The 18,804-nt window shown below is 65.7% G+C and carries 24 protein-coding genes and 1 pseudogene; 12 read left to right on the top strand and 13 right to left on the bottom strand.

Annotation, left to right across the window (positions count from 1 at the left end; all coding sequences use genetic code 11):
- Positions 1-15: 15 nt before the first annotated feature.
- On the bottom strand, positions 16-159 hold the full coding sequence (locus AC5Y46_RS25065) for a hypothetical protein (RefSeq protein WP_428901927.1): 144 nt from the start codon (positions 157-159) through the stop codon (positions 16-18).
- A gap of 41 nt (positions 160-200) precedes the next feature.
- Here AC5Y46_RS25065 and AC5Y46_RS25060 point away from each other — a divergent pair, with 41 nt between their 5' ends.
- A complete protein-coding gene (locus AC5Y46_RS25060) occupies positions 201-374 on the top strand; it encodes a VIT1/CCC1 transporter family protein (RefSeq protein WP_428901928.1) in 174 nt (57 codons plus the stop codon).
- 441 nt (positions 375-815) lie between these two features.
- Here AC5Y46_RS25060 and AC5Y46_RS25055 read toward each other — a convergent pair whose 3' ends face one another.
- The 3 genes and pseudogenes from AC5Y46_RS25055 to AC5Y46_RS25045 form a co-directional block, all read right to left on the bottom strand.
- A complete protein-coding gene (locus AC5Y46_RS25055) occupies positions 816-1,289 on the bottom strand; it encodes a DUF2231 domain-containing protein (protein ID WP_110918829.1) in 474 nt (157 codons plus the stop codon).
- 204 nt (positions 1,290-1,493) lie between these two features.
- Positions 1,494-2,953 (bottom strand): annotated as a pseudogene (locus AC5Y46_RS25050) (catalase); the annotation flags it as partial.
- Positions 2,954-3,027: 74 nt separating this feature from the next.
- The gene (locus AC5Y46_RS25045; RefSeq protein ID WP_083123064.1) at positions 3,028-3,774 is read right to left on the bottom strand and encodes an MIP/aquaporin family protein; all 747 of its coding nucleotides are present in this window, start codon (positions 3,772-3,774) and stop codon (positions 3,028-3,030) included.
- Between the two features lie 181 nt (positions 3,775-3,955).
- Here AC5Y46_RS25045 and AC5Y46_RS25040 point away from each other — a divergent pair, with 181 nt between their 5' ends.
- Both AC5Y46_RS25040 and AC5Y46_RS25035 read left to right on the top strand, forming a co-directional pair.
- Positions 3,956-4,663: a response regulator transcription factor gene (locus AC5Y46_RS25040; protein WP_083123065.1), complete on the top strand. Its 708-nt coding sequence runs from the start codon at positions 3,956-3,958 to the stop codon at positions 4,661-4,663.
- An 89-nt stretch (positions 4,664-4,752) separates the two neighbouring features.
- Positions 4,753-6,090, top strand: coding sequence for a sensor histidine kinase (locus tag AC5Y46_RS25035; RefSeq protein ID WP_499993670.1), 1,338 nt, complete (start codon positions 4,753-4,755; stop codon positions 6,088-6,090).
- 201 nt (positions 6,091-6,291) lie between these two features.
- Here the strand turns inward: AC5Y46_RS25035 and mobF are convergent, their stop codons facing one another.
- The 3 genes from mobF to AC5Y46_RS25020 all read right to left on the bottom strand — a co-directional run bounded on the left by mobF (position 6,292) and on the right by AC5Y46_RS25020 (position 11,198).
- On the bottom strand, positions 6,292-9,204 hold the full coding sequence (mobF, locus tag AC5Y46_RS25030) for a MobF family relaxase (RefSeq protein ID WP_083123066.1): 2,913 nt from the start codon (positions 9,202-9,204) through the stop codon (positions 6,292-6,294).
- 397 nt (positions 9,205-9,601) lie between these two features.
- On the bottom strand, positions 9,602-10,567 hold the full coding sequence (locus tag AC5Y46_RS25025; protein ID WP_237159636.1) for a rep protein: 966 nt from the start codon (positions 10,565-10,567) through the stop codon (positions 9,602-9,604).
- 433 nt (positions 10,568-11,000) lie between these two features.
- Positions 11,001-11,198, bottom strand: coding sequence for a ribbon-helix-helix protein, CopG family (locus AC5Y46_RS25020; protein WP_036405108.1), 198 nt, complete (start codon positions 11,196-11,198; stop codon positions 11,001-11,003).
- Positions 11,199-11,287: 89 nt separating this feature from the next.
- Between AC5Y46_RS25020 and AC5Y46_RS25015 the strand changes: the two genes are divergently transcribed.
- A complete protein-coding gene (locus tag AC5Y46_RS25015; RefSeq protein ID WP_342931158.1) occupies positions 11,288-11,683 on the top strand; it encodes a hypothetical protein in 396 nt (131 codons plus the stop codon).
- Here AC5Y46_RS25015 and AC5Y46_RS25010 read toward each other — a convergent pair.
- Entirely contained in the window at positions 11,680-11,970 is a 291-nt protein-coding gene (locus tag AC5Y46_RS25010) for a hypothetical protein (protein WP_083123067.1), read from the bottom strand. The genes AC5Y46_RS25015 and AC5Y46_RS25010 overlap by 4 nt on opposite strands.
- Before the next feature lie 82 nt (positions 11,971-12,052).
- Between AC5Y46_RS25010 and AC5Y46_RS25005 the strand changes: the two genes are divergently transcribed.
- Positions 12,053-12,280: a hypothetical protein gene (locus AC5Y46_RS25005; RefSeq protein WP_083123068.1), complete on the top strand. Its 228-nt coding sequence runs from the start codon at positions 12,053-12,055 to the stop codon at positions 12,278-12,280.
- Positions 12,281-12,503: 223 nt separating this feature from the next.
- Here AC5Y46_RS25005 and AC5Y46_RS25000 read toward each other — a convergent pair whose 3' ends face one another.
- Positions 12,504-12,935 carry a hypothetical protein gene (locus AC5Y46_RS25000; RefSeq protein ID WP_083123069.1) on the bottom strand — a complete coding sequence of 144 codons (432 nt, stop codon included), beginning with the start codon at positions 12,933-12,935 and terminating at the stop codon, positions 12,504-12,506.
- Positions 12,928-13,650 (bottom strand): ParA family protein, encoded by a 723-nt coding sequence (locus AC5Y46_RS24995; RefSeq protein WP_083123070.1) that lies wholly within the window; start codon positions 13,648-13,650, stop codon positions 12,928-12,930. Before AC5Y46_RS24995 ends, AC5Y46_RS25000 begins: the two co-directional genes overlap by 8 nt.
- Before the next feature lie 411 nt (positions 13,651-14,061).
- Here AC5Y46_RS24995 and AC5Y46_RS24990 point away from each other — a divergent pair, with 411 nt between their 5' ends.
- A complete protein-coding gene (locus AC5Y46_RS24990) occupies positions 14,062-14,217 on the top strand; it encodes a hypothetical protein (protein ID WP_165760958.1) in 156 nt (51 codons plus the stop codon).
- Between the two features lie 18 nt (positions 14,218-14,235).
- On the opposite strand, the gene AC5Y46_RS24985 is transcribed toward AC5Y46_RS24990, so the two are convergent.
- Complete coding sequence (locus tag AC5Y46_RS24985) at positions 14,236-14,886, bottom strand: CAAX protease (protein ID WP_083123071.1); 651 nt, start codon at positions 14,884-14,886, stop codon at positions 14,236-14,238.
- A 368-nt stretch (positions 14,887-15,254) separates the two neighbouring features.
- Between AC5Y46_RS24985 and AC5Y46_RS24980 the strand changes: the two genes are divergently transcribed.
- The 4 genes from AC5Y46_RS24980 to AC5Y46_RS24965 all read left to right on the top strand — a co-directional run bounded on the left by AC5Y46_RS24980 (position 15,255) and on the right by AC5Y46_RS24965 (position 17,125).
- The gene (locus tag AC5Y46_RS24980) at positions 15,255-16,076 is read left to right on the top strand and encodes an RNA polymerase sigma factor (RefSeq protein WP_083123072.1); all 822 of its coding nucleotides are present in this window, start codon (positions 15,255-15,257) and stop codon (positions 16,074-16,076) included.
- Positions 16,073-16,507 (top strand): hypothetical protein, encoded by a 435-nt coding sequence (locus AC5Y46_RS24975; RefSeq protein ID WP_110918828.1) that lies wholly within the window; start codon positions 16,073-16,075, stop codon positions 16,505-16,507. The genes AC5Y46_RS24980 and AC5Y46_RS24975 overlap by 4 nt, the downstream gene beginning before the upstream one ends.
- An 88-nt stretch (positions 16,508-16,595) precedes the next feature.
- Entirely contained in the window at positions 16,596-16,829 is a 234-nt protein-coding gene (locus AC5Y46_RS24970) for a hypothetical protein (protein ID WP_083123073.1), read from the top strand.
- 20 nt (positions 16,830-16,849) lie between these two features.
- Positions 16,850-17,125, top strand: a complete 276-nt coding sequence (locus tag AC5Y46_RS24965; RefSeq protein ID WP_237159637.1) for a hypothetical protein — start codon at positions 16,850-16,852, stop codon at positions 17,123-17,125.
- 19 nt (positions 17,126-17,144) lie between these two features.
- Here the strand turns inward: AC5Y46_RS24965 and AC5Y46_RS24960 are convergent, their stop codons facing one another.
- Both AC5Y46_RS24960 and AC5Y46_RS24955 read right to left on the bottom strand, forming a co-directional pair.
- The gene (locus AC5Y46_RS24960) at positions 17,145-17,288 is read right to left on the bottom strand and encodes a hypothetical protein (RefSeq protein ID WP_165760960.1); all 144 of its coding nucleotides are present in this window, start codon (positions 17,286-17,288) and stop codon (positions 17,145-17,147) included.
- A gap of 7 nt (positions 17,289-17,295) precedes the next feature.
- Complete coding sequence (locus AC5Y46_RS24955; protein WP_272818755.1) at positions 17,296-17,574, bottom strand: hypothetical protein; 279 nt, start codon at positions 17,572-17,574, stop codon at positions 17,296-17,298.
- A gap of 93 nt (positions 17,575-17,667) precedes the next feature.
- Between AC5Y46_RS24955 and AC5Y46_RS24950 the strand changes: the two genes are divergently transcribed.
- Together AC5Y46_RS24950 and AC5Y46_RS24945 are read left to right on the top strand one after the other, a co-directional pair.
- Positions 17,668-17,889 (top strand): hypothetical protein, encoded by a 222-nt coding sequence (locus AC5Y46_RS24950; protein WP_237159638.1) that lies wholly within the window; start codon positions 17,668-17,670, stop codon positions 17,887-17,889.
- A gap of 450 nt (positions 17,890-18,339) precedes the next feature.
- The gene (locus tag AC5Y46_RS24945; protein ID WP_165760961.1) at positions 18,340-18,513 is read left to right on the top strand and encodes a hypothetical protein; all 174 of its coding nucleotides are present in this window, start codon (positions 18,340-18,342) and stop codon (positions 18,511-18,513) included.
- Positions 18,514-18,804: the final 291 nt, after the last annotated feature.

The raw sequence follows: 18,804 nt of genomic DNA, 5'->3' as shown, positions 1-18,804 counted from the left end.
GCCGCTCCCCCGCGTTCACTTGATGCCGATCACCATCGAGTCCGGACCGACCAGGTGCTCGACATAGCTTTCGCGGAACCCCGCGTCGGCCATCCAGCCGCGGCAATCCGCACCCGTGTAGTCGAAGCCCACACCCTCGATCAGCATGTTGAGACTCACTGCCGCTGCTGGCCATCTTGCTGCCCCCGCCCAGCTTGCGGGTGCCGATTACCTTCGCGGCCGTGCTGGTTGCGCTCGGCCTGGCCGGAGCACTCGGCGCGCGCATCGGCGGCAGCAACATTCGCCGCGCCGTGCTGCGTATCGTGATTGGCGGCGCGCTTGGATTGGCGTTCACCTACGGTATTGGGCATCTTTTCGGAACGGCAATCACCTGACCCTCCTCACAACCCAACATGTTCAAATATCGTGACGGGATGGGCTAGCGGTGACCCGACCGAACGCTGCAAATCGGCGACATTCGAGATCCTGTTAACGAAGCGAGGTCATTGCCGCCGCCCTGCTAACTGCGCGAAAGGAAAGAAGAACGGTGCACACAACTGACAGTAACCGGTGAGCCGCGCGCCAAGGCAATGCGATCCGAGAACCCGTCGCGACGCCGACTGGTCGGCAGCTCGTGTGACCGTCGACGACCAAGGCGTCACCTACCGAGTCCTGTGGTCAGCCGAATACTGCGTGTACCTAGGGCTGTGTGACTCCTACCCCAGGCTGTCATGGCAGGCGGAGAACGTAAATGACGCACTCGACGGAATTCGGCGGCAAGTCCAGGAACGCGCACAACGGTGAGTCGCTAACGCATTTGCACGGTGAAACCGAAACTAATTACCGCTGTTGGCGTTGTCGCCCCATACCGCCCGGGACCCGGCATCACCGATCCGCACGACTGCAACGATGGACGAAATTCCTACGACTACCGCCAGAAGCAGCACCGCGATATTGGCGGCGGCTCGGCGCTTGTCGGATCGGCCCTCCAGCCAGTGCAAGAAGGCCAGCGCAACGGCGACTAGGAGAAGCGCAATCGAGAAGTAGATCATCTGTTCGCCGCGCTCGGCGTGTGTCTGCAGTATTGCGGTCGGGTCTTTTTCCTGGTCCAGTAACCACTGGCCCGCTTCGGTGGTCAGCGGCGTCAACACGGTTGTCACTACTGCCATGGCCAATACCAGCCAGACCAGCCGACGCCTGGCTGCCGGCCAAAGTCCGCATAACATCTCCAAGAGCGCGGTCGCTGGCGCGAGGACGACGACGAGATGAACCAGCAGAACATGGGCCGGCAGGCCTGCGATCGTGGTAATTGTCAACTCCTGATTGGGTCGGGCCTTCATTTGGCGAAGGGAATCACCGGGCTAACTTCGAGGGCCTGGGTCACGTCGGGAAGCAGTTGACACGTCAAGGACCTGCATGACGAGCGTGCGAGTTGATAGGTCCAGCACACCTTAGCTATTGGCCCGGTACCTGGCGTGCCGATACCGATTCATCTCCGTACATCGGTGCGGTCATCAGGCGTCGGAGGGTTGGCCTGCTGCGGAGTTCGTGTCCGTTTTGCCCTGTTGGTTGCGCACGCCTGATGCAACGGCGTCGCCGAGGTTGTGGTCCACGTTGTGCCAGTAGGTGAATGCGCGTTGCAGAATCGGTTCGGATACGCCGTCGAGTAGGTGGCCGACGATGTTGTCGATTAGTCGCTGGCGCTGCTCGTCGGTGAGTACCTTGCGGACTAGGGTGCCGGCTTGGCCCCAGTCGTCGTCCTCGGAGCGCAACGTGTACGCGGCGCGGACCATGTCACCGTCGGCGTGCCAGAGCCCGGCATCGTCGGTGCGGGACGGGTCGGCCGTCGGGCCGCCGTAGGAGTTCGGCGCGTACACCGGGTCGGCGACGTTATGGACCCGCATCGGCCCGTCTTTGCTGTAGCTGTGCACGGGTGCGTGCGGGGCGTTCACCGGGATCTGCTTGTAGTTGACACCGAGGCGGGCGCGGTGGGCATCGGAGTAGGCAAACCCCCGGGCCAGCAGCATCTTGTCGGGGCTCAAACCAATACCCGGCACGAGGTTGTTCGGTTCGAACGCGGCCTGTTCGATCTCGGTGTGGTAGTCGGTGGGGTTGCGGTCCAGTGTGAGGCGGCCGACCTCGGTGAGCGGGTAATCGGCGTGCGGCCACACCTTGGTCAGGTCGAAGGGGTTGAACCGGTAGGTCCTGGCGTCCTCGTAGGCCATGATCTGAACGTTGAGCGTCCAGCTGGGGAAGTCGCCGCCGGCGATGTGTTCGTAGAGGTCGCGGGTGTGATAGTCGGCGTCGGCCGCCGCCATCTGATCGGCCTCGTGCTGGGTGAAGCATTCGATGCCCTGGTTGGTTATGAAGTGGTACTTCACCCAAAACTTCTCACCGTGCGCGTTGGCCCACATGTAGGTGTGGCTGGAATAGCCGTTCATGTGCCGCCAGGTCCGCGGGATCAGGTGACCTGATGCGCTGACTCCGGGGAGAGCGTCCAGAAGTCCCACTGCATGTCGTGGTCGCGCAGGTTGTTGTCCGCGCGGCGCTTCTGTGAGCGGATGAAGTGCTGAAACTTCAGCGGGTCGCGCATGAAGAACACCGGGGTGTTGTTGCCGACCATGTCGTAGTTGCCCTCGGCGGTATAGAACTTCAGCGAGAACCCGCGGGGGTCGCGCCAGGTGTCGGGGCTGCCGCGCTCGCCGGCGACGCTGGAGAACCGGATCAGGGTGTCGGTCTTGGTCGCTGGCTGAAACACCGCCGCCCGGGTGAAGGCGCTCACGTCGTGGGTCACTTCGAAGTGGCCGAACGCACCGCCGCCCTTGGCGTGGGGCTGACGCTCGGCAATGCGTTCCCGGTTGAAGTTCGCCATCTGCTCAATGAGGTAGTGGTCGTGCAGCAGGATCGGCCCGTCGGGGCCGACGGTGAGCGAGTGCTCGTCACTGGGGACCGGGGCACCGGAATCGGTGGTGGTGGGGGGGGGTTGGCTGCGGTCGGGTCATTGCTGGTGTCTCCTTGTGTACTGGTGACGACTTGTTGTTTCGAGAATCACTGGACTGGGGTCGAGGGGGGATTCAAAGGCGACTCGATCGTGGGCGCCGGTTGCGCGTAGCGACCGGCGGACTCTCGGACTATCTCGGTGGCCGGTGGCGGGACAGGGCCGTGGTCGTCGGCGTTGACGAGGCGGAAGACCAACGCAGCAACAGCGGCGCCAACCAGCTCGGCCACCAGGTAAAGCCATAGGTTTGACCACGAGAAAATCCCGATGACGCTGCCGCCGATCGCGACGGCCGGGTTGAACACCCCCCCGCTGACTCCGCCCACGGCTATCGCGCCGGCAGCGACGGTGAAGCCGATCGCGAGCCCGTAAAACGAGTTCACCGGATGGTCCTTGCTGGTGGCGACGTTGAGCACGACATAGGCCAGCGCGAAGGTGAACAGAAACTCCGCCAGCAAGGCTGCACTCATGGTTCGGCCGGTGAAGCTCAGCGCCGCCGGGGTCGACGAGGTCGGACTGATGACCAGGTTGGCCGCGGCTGCGGCCAACCCGCCGCCGAGAATCTGGGCCAGCCAGTAAGCAGGTAAGTCCATCAGCGGCAGCCTGCCGCGCAGATACACCGCCAGGCTGACGGCCGGGTTGTAGTGTCCGCCCGAGACATGGCCGCCGGCGTAGACCATGACCATCAACACCGACCCGATGGCCAGCGGGGCCAGCGCTGACGTGGTGAGGACAACACATGCGACGGTGAACACCAACCCGAACGTGCCGATGAACTCCGTCGCGTACTTGCGCATCTTCGCTCCAACCAATCGTGGGTGCGGCGCCGAGGTGGTGAGCCGCCCGCGAAACCCACGCCGGGCGGCCAATTTGGCATCGCTCGCGACATCGGTTCCTGACCCAGACAGTGCCAACCAGTTCTGCGAAACTTCTGGGAGACCACAGTTCACCGCCCTCTACCGTGCGAGGATTCGCGCTATGGCATCTGCCCGCACCGGCGCTGCCTGCTCCACGCCGGCCGCTGACGGCCACCTCCTAGTGATCGAGGACGACCGCCAGCTCGCGGCGCTGCTCGAACGCTTGTTCCTCGGCCAGGGGTACACCGTGGACCTGGCCCACGACGGCCAGGCCGGCTTGCACCGAGGACTCAGCCGCTCGTACACCGCGATGGTGATCGACCGCGGATTACCCGTGCTCGATGGGGTCGAACTCCTGTCACGCCTGCGGTCTCGCGGCGTGGTCACCCCGGCGCTGGTCCTCACTGCTCACGGCACCCTGTCCGACCGTGTCGAGGGCCTGGATGCCGGCGCCGATGACTACCTGGTCAAGCCGTTCGAGATACCCGAGCTGCTGGCGCGGCTGCGCGCGCTGCTGCGCCGCCACAGCGAACATGCCACGTCGCTGCCGGTCTGCGGGCGACGGTTCTACCCGCAGCAACGTCACGTCGTCGATGACGACGATAGCGGGGACCCCGTCGAGCTGACCGCCCGCGAATGCGCACTCCTGCAGGTCCTGGCCATCAGACCGGGACGCACTTTCACCCGCGAGGAACTCCTGGCACGGGTCTTCGACGGCGCGGAGCGTCCCGGCGCGGTGGACACCTACGTCAGTTACCTGCGCCGCAAGCTCGGTAAGGACGTCATCGTGACCATCCACGGCCTCGGCTACCGCCTCGGTTCCGCGTGACGCGCCGCCGCGAAACTCAAACCCCCGCCGAGCTGGCCGATGCCGCGGTGCTGCGAAGGGCAGGACGCAGCGCCGCACTACGGTCGGCTGTGCTGCTGGCCGCGGCGCTGGTCGTCATCGGTCTGCTGGTCTACCTGGTCGACAGCCACCGCCAGCGGCAAGCCACCGATCGGGAACTCGCTGACATCAGCCGCATCGTTGACGATGTGACCGATCCACCGCCGGGTATGGCCTTGGCGTTACGCAGCCCTAATGGAACGGTCAGCCTCAGTGCGAACGCCCCACCAGGTGCCACCTCGTTTCTTGATCTGCCCACCGGGTACAAGGACGTGTCGGACAACGGCGTCGACTACCGACTGTTGGTGCAGGACAACAAAACTGGACGAGTCGCGGCGCTAGTCGACCAGCGACCCCGGAAAGCGGATGAACAACGCCTGCTCGCCTCATTGGCCGGGGCCGAGATCCTCGGGATGCTCGGCGTCGCAGCTGCGCTGGGGATAATGTCGCGCCGCGCCGTCCGGCCCCTCGCCGACGCCCTTGCGCTACAGCGCCGATTCGTCGCCGACGCCTCCCACGAACTGAGAGCACCGCTGACCGTGTTACACACCCGCGCTCAGATGCTCGCGCTGGAAGCCACCCACGAACCGATCAGCGAGCCGATGCAGCGCGAGATCGCCGGCCTGGTCGCAGACACCCGCGCGCTGGGAGAAGTGGTGAACGACCTGCTGGTCTCCGCTGAACGCGCCGCACACCCCGAGAGATGGCAACATCTCGATCTCGTCGCCCTCGCCAAGCAGGTGCGAGACAGCTACCGCGCGCACGCCGCCGCCGCAGGCGTCGGCCTCGAGGTCGTCAGCGACAGCCGGACCGTGCCGCTGACAGGATCAGGCCCGGCACTGCGGCGAGCAGTCTCAGCCCTCGTCGACAATGCGATCGCACACGAGCGACCCGGTGGCCGGGTGGAATTACGAATTGATCACGATGACAGCGCTATTCGCCTGGCAGTCGCCGACAGCGGAATCGGCCTCAACCCTGACCAGACCCAGCAGTTATTCACCAGGTTCGCCCACGGTCCCACCCGACCCGACGGTCAGCGCCGCTACGGGATCGGGCTGGCCCTAGTACAGGAAATCGTCGCCGCACACGCCGGACGCCTCGTCGTCGAAGGCGCTAGCGGCCGCGGCGCCACATTCACCATCCTCCTGCCCCCCACACCGCAACCGAACCCCACCCACACACTCATCGGCAAAACTAGACAGACACTCCGCCGCCCATTCCGACAAGGCCCCGACCACCGCGGTAGCGCGCGGACCGACGCGTGCTGCCGGAATGCGCGCCGCCGTTGGCGGATAGGTCGGCGCGACAGCGTAAAAGCTGAACAGGAACGCGGCGAGCGTGGCGAGTCTGATGCCAACAGCGATCATTGATCGTGTCCTTCTCGACGGCGGCCTCGACCACCTGCCGCGCAATCGGTTAACGCGTCGCGATCCAAGCGCAGCCCGCGCATCCGCGCGCTACATCGCCGCCAGCTCGACCCACTCCGAGCGGTGTGACCGTGGTGTCCTCAGTCGTGGGGATGCGCCTCAGCGACCGCGTCGATCCGGCCGGTGTCAAGTACGGCCGCCGGGTCAGAGGCTGAGGTCATAGCCCTGGTCCCTTTCCTGGCTCCGGGATTGGCTCTGGTCGAGCCCCAGTACGCGGTCGAGGGCTCGATCCCGTTGTCTACGTTGAGATCTCCGATGGCTGATGAGTCGGGCGGTGACGGTGCGGTGATGTTCGGCGACGAGGGAGGCGACCCGGTCGGGTAGCTCATAGTCGGGGGTCTCGGCCGCGGTGTGGTGGGCCGTGCGGGCGGGGGTGTCGTGGCCGATGATCTGGCGCAGCACCCGGCCGGCTTGGGTGGGGCTGCCGCGGTGGGCCAGGTGTACCCCGTCGGTCCCGGATAGGTCGCGGTGTTGGTGGTCGCCTTCGCCGACCGCGCGGTGGTAGAGGTAGGCGTGATTTGATGCGCGGCCGCGGGTCAGGGCGACGTAGGCCAGGTTGCGGCTGGCGGTGTCAGCCAGCACGGCATGGGTGGTCTCGGCGGTGACGCCTTGGGCGGTGTGCACGGTGACCGCGTGCCCGAGCTGGACATGCTCACGCAGGTAGTCACCACTGAACACGGCCCATGCTTGGTCGCCGTGCCGGCGGGCGGCGATCCGCGGATGCTCAGGGTTGGTGTCGACGGCGACGACGTGCCAGCGTTGCCCGTTGCGGACCGGCGCATCGGCCAGCGGGCCGCTACGGTCGGCGGCGGTGACGGGGAGGGTGGGGTCGTTGCTGCGGGTGACGATGACGTCGCCGGCGCTGATGTGATGGTTGCGCGCCCCGGTCACCGTCGCCACCTCGAGCCCTTCGCGGGCGCGGTCAGCGACGGTGTGGTCGTGGACCCGGCAATTCAGGGCGTCGGTGATCTCGACGGTGTCGGCCAGCAGCAGGCTGTCTTTCCCGGCCGCCAGATCGCGGTGGTGGGCGGTCAGCGCGTCGGCGGCCATGGTGACCCGATCCCCGCACGCGAGGCGGTGGTGCTCTTGGTACCAGTCGATCGCGCGGCGCACCGGGGCGGGCCCACCATCACGCAACGCCAGGGACGCGGCCCGCTCGGCAGGGTCGTGCTGGCGCCACACCTCGCTCAGGCGTTGGGTCCAGGGCAGCTCGTCACAGAGTTGGGCGAACATCCCGCCGCGCGCTTTGACCGGCGCCAGCTGGTGGGCGTCACCGACCAGCACGGTTTTCGTCCCGGCCGCCGTCGTCGCGGACAGCAGTTGGCGCCAGTGACCGGTGCCGACCATGCCGGCTTCATCGACGACGACGACGTCGAACGGCCCCAACTCCAGCTGGCCCTCGGCCAATCGTTTCAGGGCGGCGTGCATGGTGTAGCCCTCTGACGCGGCGCCTTCGGCGAGGGCGACATCGACGGCTTTGCCGGTGGGGGCGATCACGATCACCCGCGCTTTCTGGCGGCGTTCGACGATGGTGCGCAACGCCCACATCGAGGTGGTCTTCCCGGCACCGGCCGGCGCGCTCAACGGGACCACCAACTGCGGGGTGGACGCGATCGAGCTGACCACCTGGTGCTGCTGTTCGGACAGCCCCAACACCGCGGCGGTGTGCTCGGGACGCACCCACGACATCGCCCGCACATTGGTGGCGTCGACGAGGTCGAACACGCGTCGTTCCTCGGCCAAAATGAGGTCTACGGTGTACCGCTGCGAGCCCTCCCGCTGATGCGGTAAGAGTGGCCCGGACAGCCGCATCCCGACCGCGTCGACGCACGCTTCGATGAGCTGGCGCGGCGTTGCCGCGCCACGGTCGCCGGCACTGTGGGAGCCTGCGACGGGGGCGTCGATGAGGGGGAGTTGGGCGCCGATAACTTCGATCAGATCCGCGCGCGTCAACGCGGCCTTATCGCCCCGGGCGGCCATGGCCGCCACCGCGCGCCGATTCACCGCCACCCCGGTGCGGGTGACCCGCGCCGCAGCCTGGCGGGCGGTGTGTTCACGCTCGGTGCGGGCCTGGCGTTGCGCGGTCTGCGACACGTGAAAACCACGCTCGTCGGCGTGCCATTGCGCGCGCAATTCCTGCCAAGACAGGGACTCGGGTTTGCGCGGTCGGGTGGCCTTCTGCGCGGCCGCCAACTGCGCCGCCGACACCTCCTCGACAACGGTCAGATTTGACGCCGCCCACTGCCGCAACTGAGTCGACCGCTGCGACCACGCAATGATGGTTGTGGGGTCGATTCCGGCGAGCTCGGCCATCCCCGTGGAGGGGTCGACGGGGCCCCATTCGATACCGGTCAGGCGGTGCAGTTCGTGGCGCAGGGTGGCCTGGTAGATGATCCCCGCCGCACGCGCTTCATGAAACAACGACGTGCCGTCGATGGACACCAGCCGGCCATCGGCGCGGGCCTGCCGGTTGGGCACCAACACGTGGGTGTGCAGGTGCGGATCCCCCGCCCGCGAGGTCTCGTGTTGGTAGGCCGCGGCTACCAAACCGGGCAGCTTCTGCAGATCTTTCTCTCCCGTGACCGGGTTGTGCACGCGGGTGTAGCCGGCATGGGCCGCCAAGTACTCGAGCGCTTCGGCGATCGCCGTCTGATGCGCCGCCGACACCGCCTTGTCGATCACGTCGTCGCCGAACGCCCGCACCAACGACACCGACTTGGGCGCGCAGAACGTCAAATCGAACCCGTGCACACCGCTCCTGCCGTGCGCACGTCCACACTCCCCTGACGGCGCAACCCCGGCGTCCAGCCAGCGCGCCACCACGTCGGGATCAGCATCCCCACCCGCACGCTCACCGTCGGTCAAACCGACCAGTTCCGCGACCACGCGAACGTCCCCCGCGCACGTCCATACCGGGGTGCGGGTGTCGCGTTCGGCGTAGTACTCCGCCAACCCCCCGTTGGCCTTCTGCCGGTCGGCCACAGCGTCGCCGACCGCCCGCGCGGTGTCGTTGTAATAGTTCACCGACCACAACGACAACTTCGCCACCGTCAACACCGCACCACCCCCTTCACCGGCGCCAAGGGAACTCCAAAAACGACGACAACACCAAGCATCGCACACAATTGTGCAAATGTGCCATATCGTTAGAGCGGTAGAGCAGTACTGAAGTCGGGGGTGGGTTGTGAGAGGGGCAGCGGGGATGCGGGGATGCGGGGATGCGGGGAACGGGCGAACATGGGAACAGCGAGAGGGGTGGGAGAGAAGCGGGAGGCAGTGCGGAAGACGTGAGTGAAAAGCGACGAAAAGGCCGCTGGTGGGGGTGCTGAGAGTGGCGTCTGGCCGCACCGTCAGCGCGCCGGTTCGCAACCACTAGGCGCCTCGTCGACCGAACGTTCAACGGTGCGCTCCATCGCGTCGCCGCGGACCGCACGGTGGTCTGCTGCGAGTCGGTTCATCGCGCCGCCGTGCCATGTCTGGACCGACAGCCCGATGTCGCGCCGCGCCGTTGGGCGCGTTCGGTGAGCACTCGGCGGATCTCTTCTTGGGCGGCGGTGATCCGGGCCCGCGCTGCATCGGTGAGCACCACTGGGTGCGGCGTCTGGTCGATGCTGGCGGCGGCGCAGCCGCCGGCCTTTGTCGGCGCCGTCTCGGGGGGTGTCCAGGACAGCCGTCGCAACCGGCTGGCCAGGAACGCACCGGGGTTGGCGATGTGGTCGGGCCAGGTCGTTCCTCGGGTGCGCATGTCGGCGTTGAGGGCGTCGTTGACCGCCCGCGCGGACCACACTGCGGGGTCGATGCCGGCGCCGGTGAGTGCATCGCAGATGGCACCGATGTGGGCGCGGTCGAGACCGTGGGTGAGCGCGACCAGTCCCGCGGCGAGTTTCTGGGTGGCCAGCGGTCGCGCGGTAGCGCGCCGCGGCCGGGCTTGTCGCGTGTTGTCGCAGCATCGGTTGGCGGGCGCGCTTGCGCGCCCGCTTGGTGAGTAACTCCCTACGGGAGAAGAACAACTGACACCGCCTGACGGCGGTAGGTGGAAATCATGCACGAGCGGTGGGGTCGCTGGACGGGCTTCGCGACGCGGGACCAGGTGGTACACCGAGGGTCGGCGGCCGACGCTGGGTGTGGTTGTCGAACCGTGGCCGCGTTGGGCTTCCACGGCCCATCTGGAGGCCCGCAGCACGCGCCAGGCGGCGGTGACGGTGCGTACGTCGCAGCCCACCTTGTCGGCGATTGTCGCGCGGGTGACGGCGACGTGGCGGCCGGTGCCGTGATCGGCGTGCTCGGCCATCACCGTGGCGATCGACAACAGCGTGGCCGTGGTGATCGACACCCGCGCCTCAGCGCACAGCTGTCCGAACGCCGGGGAGTGCACCCACCGAGACAGCCCGTCGAGCCACCCGGCGCGACTGGTCCACATCGGCGCGGACGGTGCGCAGGAGCCCGCGCGCGTCACCCAGTCACGACGACGCTCATTGGCGTGCGCACGAGCCACATGGGGGCTGCTGGAACCGGCGCTGCTGAGTGCAGCGCCGAGTGGTGCCGGCCGCGCGCTGCTGGCGCGCTGGGAACCGGTGTGGAGGTCACGATTCGCGCACTCTTTTCGCGGCGTATCTAGAACCGCAGTAGAACGTGCGCTACCGTGAGACGTGACCGGCAAAGTCATCGTCCCTTCGGGGATATCGGGTGCGGACCCGGAACCGAGCGCCAACTCGGTTCGAAACCCCCGACAGGGCCTCGCTAACGCGGGGCCTTAGTCATGTCAGCGGGAGAATCCGCACACCAGCTATTCAGATGTCACGTAGGCCAAGACGCCCTGCCCTCCAAGCAAAGTTTGGGGTCCTGGCGGGTGATCACATCGCCAGCGGCAGAACCTCCTTGTCGAGTTCGCGAACAGCCTCGGGACGCCCGACCGCGATAGCGAGCAGGTCGGCCGAAAGCTGGCTGACGCTTGTGCCGCGTTCGGCGGCCATTTCGCGAAGCCGGGCGTAGACGGATGCGTCAGCGCGAACCTTGATCTGCTCGCGCGGACCTTTGTGCGGTTGGGCCATGCACCTGATCTTCACGCAGAAAGACCCATGTACCTGGTACCGACACGCGCACATCCCGCCTCTCCTTTCACACGGCTACCGTTCGGCTTGTGATCGATGCAGCCGAGCTGGAGGCGGCCATCACGGCGGTGTACACGGCCCAGCTCCCGATCCCGACGTGGTGGCCGGCTGAGGCGCGGTCGGCGTTCATCGAGGAATACGCCAGCGAGGCGGCCTGCATGGTGCTCTCGGAGATGGACTCGATCGGCGACCGGATGAGCGACTGGGCGGCCCGATCACACGTCAGCGACGCGGATGAGTCCACGATGATCGCCTCGGCGCAACAGGTTCTGCTCAACGAGGCCTGCAGCGAAGTGCAGTACGACCTGACCGAGATGATCGCCAACAGGAGCGCCCAATTGACGGCCGAAGCTGTCTTCAACCACGGTCCGCCTCGCGCGCAGCAACACGTGGTGTGGCCGATGGCTCATCAGGGCCGACTTTAGGCCGCCGCGCCGACGACGCGCGCGGCGTTCGAACCGGTGCAGCATGGGCCGCCGAGCATGTCCAGGATCGGGGCGCCGGTCGATGCGGGTCCGTGGATCACCGACCGCAACACCCGTTCGAAGGCGAGATCCACTGCCGGGGCGTCCTCCAGGAGCAGATCGAGGAGCTTCTCTGCGGCGGGGGTGTTGAACGGATTGGCTGTCAGCTGCGCACACAGCGCACGGACCTGGGACGCGAAGTCCCGAACCGCACTCACGTCGTCTTGGACCGTGCCGGGAGTTTCCATGCCCTCACTGTAAGAGCGTGCGTGCATACATGCAAGCAACTTGCGTGCAAACTACTCCTAGTCCTGCATGTAGGATGCGTGCATGCCCAATTCGGCTGGGGATGCTCTCGACGGCGGTATGCCCGGCGCTGCCGGTAACGCGCTGCCCTTGCGTAAGCGGCACCAGAAGGTGCCGTTGAACACCTATGTGCGGCCAGGCACGCAGCAGCGCGTGGAGGTGTTGAAGGACCGCGGGTATGCGGTCACCGACATCGTGGATGCGGCGCTCAACGAGTTTCTGGACCGGGCCGGCGTGCCTCAGTCCGAATAGCCCTTCGCTCCCCCTCATGACCAGCTTTTCCGCTACTTCCTCGTAGTGGCCCGTGTGCGCGGTGGGTGGTGGCTGTCCAGGCTCGACCGTAGGTCGACCGCGCAGCGGCGGTTACCGGCCTTGACGGCCACCACCCATCGTTTCGCCACAATCGAGGCCGAGGAAGACGTACGTGCGCAATTGAACGCTTTAGCGTTATAGCGCTATAACGCTAAAGCGTTGTTTAGGCGCGTTTGCGGCCGGGGCCGCTATGGGTGGCGGCGCTGCGTTGCAGCTCAGCGACGATTTCTGCTGGGGTGAGCTGTTCGGCGAGCCGGGTAAGCGCCAGTCGGACGACGGCGCTGCGAGTGGCGTCGACGCGTGGCTTGGTCGCGCGGGCCGCTGCGCGCACAGCCTCGAGGGAGGCGTCCGTGGTGTCATCGAGGTAGATCGACACTTTCGTGAGGTCGGTGCCGGAGGCCGGCGGGGTCGTCGTCGAGGCAACAGGGGCCGCCGGCGGCTGCGCCTTGGGCGGTTCGGATACGGCTGCTGGCGATGGTGCGGCGGGCATGTCGACCGGCGTGCGACGCGGTTGGTGTCGCGGCGGCGGGATTGTGCGGCGCGATGTGGTCGACTTCGAGCGCATGGCGGTGAGCGAGTCCAGGCCGTCAGCCATTGACGTACTCCTTCACGAAGGTGCTGAGACCGGTGAGCGCGGCCGCGACTTTCTGTAGCGACTTCGCAGGTGGCGCTTCGGCGGTGATGGCGATGCGCTTCTTGCGTGTTCCTACGTGCAGCGCGGTCGGTATCGGTGGAGCGACCTGTACGGGTGTGTTGGCGATGATGCTGCGCAGTCGCTGAATTTCGGCGGCCGGTGGTGTTGTGGGGACGAAGTTGGGGACGATGACGAGCGGGTAGTCGGCCGCCTCATTGACCAGCTCGGCGGTGGCGTCGAGTTCAGCGGTGCGTAGCGCAGTCGGGGCCAGCACGATGTTGGCCACGGCCAGGGCACCGTGGGCAGCTGGGCTGGCGCCGGGATGGGTGTCGACCACGATCCACGGTTTGCCCCATTCGGATGCCCATTTGGTGAGGGCATCAGCCATGGTGTTGGCGTCGGGCTGGTGGTCATAGAGATCGGGATGACCTGGAATGAGGTCGGGCTTCTTGAATCCGCGTAGCGGCCGCGGCGCGGTGGCGCCCGCTTCCAGTGCATCCAGAAGCCGTGATCGTGGGTGATCTTGGGGGCGATACCCCCACTTGGCCGTCACGCCTCCCCCGTCGTGCTCTAGATCGACGAGAACCGCATCCAGCAGATGGGCCAGCTCGTAGGCCAGGAAAGACTTGCCCACACCACCCTTACGGGAGTGGCACACAGCAATGTTGACTGTCACATCAGCATTATAGCGCTGTAACTCTGTAACGCTTAAGTGCTACAACGTTTTACCGTTTAAGTTCTATAACGTTAGAACGACAGAAGGTTATAACGCTTTCCGGGCTCACGCCGTGGACCCACTCACGGCTTCCGACACGTACGCGCGGCCTTGGTTTCGTCCGCTGGGCGTTGTCCTGATCTGAGTCAACTTCCACTGCGACAGATCGCCCATCTTTGCTGCTCAGAGTGCTATCGGCCGAAGTCCTGCACGGTGGTTTACTAGCTTCCCGCTTATGCAACGAGTAGGGCAGCTTCCCTGCACACCCTGTATTTCTGCCTGCGGCGACCTCGAAAGTATGGACCGCGCTGACCGCGCGGCGCCGGAGCCGCTCCGCCGTTCCGGTCGTATACGCCCAATGGAGCACCGCCCATGAGTACCAACGCCGCCGTCGTCAGCATCGTTGCGATCGTCTGCTTCTGCCTTCTAGCAGCCTATGTCGTTCGCACCACCGGCTCGACCACCGGCATTACCGATATCGGCCGCGCAGTAGCCGACATAATCGATGCGCTTACCGGGCGACGGTGATCTCGCTCATGCACCACGTCAAGGACGTGACTGCAAGAGCGAGTCGACGGTGCTGGTCTGTCGGATGTAGTGCCGGAGGTCGGGAGAGATGTAACCGGCGTAGCGGCGCATTCGGCGAATCAGGTTGTTGACGTCGGCGACGCGGACGGGCTCGTGGTGAGCTACCCGGTTGCGCGCCTTACGCATGTCATCGAGGCCGGAGTGAATTTTGTGTCGCTGGGACCCGGCCGGGTAGAGAGCTTCCAGATGTGGGTTCCAGAGAAGCGTCGTGTGCCGCGAGCTGGTCAGCAGGACCCAGAACCCGAAGGTCAGCTCGGCAAGGATTTTTCCGGGAGGGGCGGACGGGCCGCCGGCCTTGGTGCGTGCGGAGGCCAGGTCGGCGTGGGTGCGGGCGTCGTTGCCCGGTACCGCCGGGAATAGCGCGGTGAATGAAGCTGGGTCGGTCCAGTGGGCTTCGCCTGGCTGGACGGCGTTCATGAGTGCCCGGTCGTAGAAGTTGCGAAGGCCAACTTCGAGGTGGGCAAAATCGTGCAGCAGTGCGGCGTTGAGCTGGGTGTTCCATTCGTGCAGGTCGAGAGCACGGGTGCGGTCCCCACCGGCCAGGAGCATGTACGTGTGGAATCGCTGGGGGCTCAACCATTGTTCAACCCAGGGGCCCGGTGCCGTCACCGTTGAGTTCTATCAGGGGTCCACGTACGATTGGGTGCATACAGACCGGTGTGACGTGTAGCGCGTGCCCGGTTAAAGCCAGGAAGAGCCCGGTATTCGGTCCTTGCGACCGACCCGGGCTCTTTGCTTTGAGCAGCGCTGTCTGCGGCTGAAAGGCCATCTTTCGGTCGCGGTCCAGGGCCCCAGAGCCCTCCGCTATGCCGAAACATGTCGGTTCGACCTGGGACAATGGTCGCAGCACGGCCCGCGACCACTTGCCTGGAAAAAACTTTCTCCAGATTTCAGGGGTAGGCCGTACGCGCGGACTTAAGAGGAAGCGACAACCGTAGGGATCGGTTGTCTCTTTCTCGCCTCCTGGAGATGTAGCCATGGATCGACCGGCACGCCGCCCCGGCCCGCCCGTTGATGCCGCGCGCTTACAACCGGACAACCAGGGCGACATCCAGGACGTCGACGAGGGCTTGGTCGGTGCCTGGCTCGACGACCCTGATCTGGCCGCCGAACTGGCCGCCGAGCTGGAACGACTGCGGCGTCTTCAAGCCGATGAGGAGCTGCTGCTGGCGCTGCAGTTGGAGCAATTCACCGGCCGGCTGTGGGAGCGGTTCTCCCGCGAACTGACCCGCTACGGCCTCGGCGTGCTGCGCGCCTGGATCCGCCACGGCACCATCTACGGCAAGGCCAAGACGCTGACCGGCTACGGTCTGGGCCGCATCGAGGGCTGGCCCGACGACCAGACCATCGACGACATCGCCACCGACACCGTGGTCGCCGCGCTGATCTACTTCCGCGACAAGGTGCTCAAGACCCACCGCTGGCAACCCTCGGGAGGTGCATCGCTGAGCACCTTCTTCATCGGCCAGTGCCTCTATCAGTTCGCCAACATCTACCGCAGCGCACTGCGGGCCGAGAAAGAGCGCATCCAGGAGGCCACCACGCCGATGGACGAACTCCCTGAAGACGAGTTCGACGTCATCAAGGGCATCGAGGAGACCATCGTCGCCAACGACACCGTGGCCGAAGCGATGGCCCTGCTGACCACCGACCGGGCGCGCCAAGCACTGTTCCTGCAGGAACACGGCTTCACCCAGCGCGAGATCGCCAACAAGCTGGGGCTGCGCGACGCCAAGAGCGTGGAAAACCTCCTCGGCCACCAACTCCGCCAACTCCGAAACCGAAAGAGGACGTCGTGACCACCATCAAGCACCTCACCGCACTGATCGACGCCAGCTCGTTGGGCACCCCCACCGCGCGGGCAGCCCGCAGGTCGGTGACCGCCGCCGAAGGCGACGCCCTGGCCCGCCGCGCCTCCGAGGGCGACCGAAACAATTCCGGGGAATTCAGGGATCGAGCCGACGAGCGCACTTATAGACCGGTATCCGGCTCAACACCGGGCCGGACAAACCGAAAGGACAAGACAATGGCCAAGGGCCATCACCGCAGCGCGACCACCGGTCGCTACGTCAAGGCGTCCACCGCGGCGCGCAACCCCAAGACCACGGTCACCGAACGGGGCGCCAACCGCAGCAGCGGAACCCATCACCGCAGTGCCATCACCGGCAAGTTCGTGAAGGGCTCCACGGCCGCACGTCACCCCAACACCACCGTCACCGAACGCGGTTGAGCATCAACCAGATTCGGCAGTGTCCCCTCGGCTCGACAGGCGGGTCGAGGGGACACCAGACCGACCCACTTCCGAAAGGCGAAATCCCATGATCCGTACCACCGTTGAAGCCCTCGGCGGCGCGCAAGCCGTCCCCAGTGAGCTGATCCCAGTCCGCGAACTGCATCAGCGCCTGATCAATCAGGTGACCACCAGTGGCGGCAACATCGTCCTGGCCGACACCGCCGGCAAGCCCGCCGCCGTTGTCATGTCCCTTCAGCGCTACGAGCAGCTGCTCAACGAGCTGAACACGCTGCGCCGCATAACCGCCGACAACGCCTGATGGCGGGGGAGGGGCATCACGTGCTGACCGCCGACGACGTGCGAGCTCTCGACCGACGCGCACGCAAGGTGGGAGACGTTATCGGCTGGGATCTGCAGTTCGTCGTCGCCCCCAACGCGGAGTACGTCGGTCTGGCGGCCGGCGGCGGCGCTGAACACACTGACGAGATCATCGTCCTCGGCCCCAGCCGGATCACCGATCTCGCCGTCCACGAGATAGACCTCGCACTCGACGCACTCCAGCGCGGCGAACGGCACATCATCCTCGACGAAGACGGCGACCCCCGGCTCATCTGAACAGGCGGGGCGTTCTTTTCTACGGCTCGCCAGTCCGACCCGCATAGCGGTCCCGGGCGGCTCGGCGTTCACCATTGGCGGTGTCGCTGTTGAACTCCGACGCCAGCTGGGCGTAGCCGACATCGAGGTCATCCGGGTCGGGCTCGACTTCCACGTGAATCACTTCGACCTCATTTTGGGGGAAGGCCGTAGCGGGCGCGGATCTCGTCTTCGCCGAACGTGCGGCCGGCGGCGATGTCGGCGTCTGCTTCTCGTAGCGTTTCGCGGAGACGCGCCACGTCAACGGATGGATCATCGATGGGCCAGTCATCGAGATCATCAACAGGCCAGTCGTCCTCGGCAGACGGCTCATCGCGGTCATCCGGGATACCGAGGTCGGGCCGTTGACGCACCGGCGCGGGGGAGCAGCGGCCCTGCACCACCCCGGTATCGCCGCTCTCTTCCGTCACCTTCGCAGGATAGGCCGCCTCGCCGAACACGGGGAGCTAGCCGCAGTTCGCCAACCGTGCACGATCATGATCCAGAGCAGTAAAGATGTTCGGATGGCTCAGAGCGACCGCATCTCCGCCGACATCCTGCTGTCGTTGCCCGTGGAGTTGAAAGAGCGGATGGTCAACACCATTACGTGGACACGGCCGTACACCGGCATCAGTCACCAGCAGAAGTTCATCCGCAAAGCCATCACCGACCTGTGCGACCGCTTTGAAGAGGAGTTCAACGCCGGTGAGGCGTTCGAGCCGGGAGCCGTCATCCCCGACGAATGACACATCGTCCCCGACGAAGCAGCGCAACACGCCCAGGTTGCCTGCTTCCATTCGGATGCATCTAGCTGCGAGTACAGTGAACGGGGTGCCGTTAGTGCGCCCAAAATCCGGTTGATGCCAGCACATTCCCCAGACTTTTCTGTCACCCCGCTTAGGCCTTGATGCCGGTAGACTTGCCGCACAATCGCAGTAGCACGACTGTGTCCACATCCGGTCGCTACCCTCGAAAACCTTCTCTCCCGCCCCGTTAGCGGGCTCACCGAACAACTGCACACACAGCCAGTTCCGTAGGTTATCCAGCCATCGAAATGTACTGCTGGACTGATCTTTTCATGGTTTCACCCATGAGAAGGCGCGTTATTTGCGCGTCGAAGCCGGGTCTTCCCGGCTTTTTTTGTGCCCGGCCCCGGTCGGGCACTTTCTGTTGGTACACCTCGCAAGGAGGTCAATATGGTCGTCTCGGGCGCGTGGAATCTGATCTGGATTCTGCCTGTGCTGGTGATGGTCTACCAAGCGGTGTTCTGCCGGCGCGATGAGCCGTCAGAACGCATCGTGGCCATCCTCGGTGGGCTCGCCGAGATCGTGGGCGCCGCCGCGGCTGCGCTTCGCGAGTGGCTTCGGTAGCCCCCTGAAATGAGCGTCCTTTCCGCCGGGAGAAAGCTGCCGATGCCGCCGTAGCCTCCTTGTGCGCGGACGTCCCCGTCAGCGGCTTCACGCGCATTACCACGCTGGCTTTCGCCTCGCAGTCGTCGAATCTCGATTTCGACGCGCGAGGCTTTTTCATGCCCAGACACGGCCAGGGGCCGCTCCTGCGCGGTCACATAGGCCGTCACATGGCGGACCAGCGACCAGTTGCGGGCGGCCTACTGCAGCACGAGGAATTGTCAATACCTGTGGATCGGCTTGTTTCAGGCG

The organism is Mycobacterium sp. NGS59, from assembly GCF_059812345.1.
Note: the sequence above shows the minus strand (reverse complement) of the source record. Positions and strands in the feature narration are given on the sequence as shown.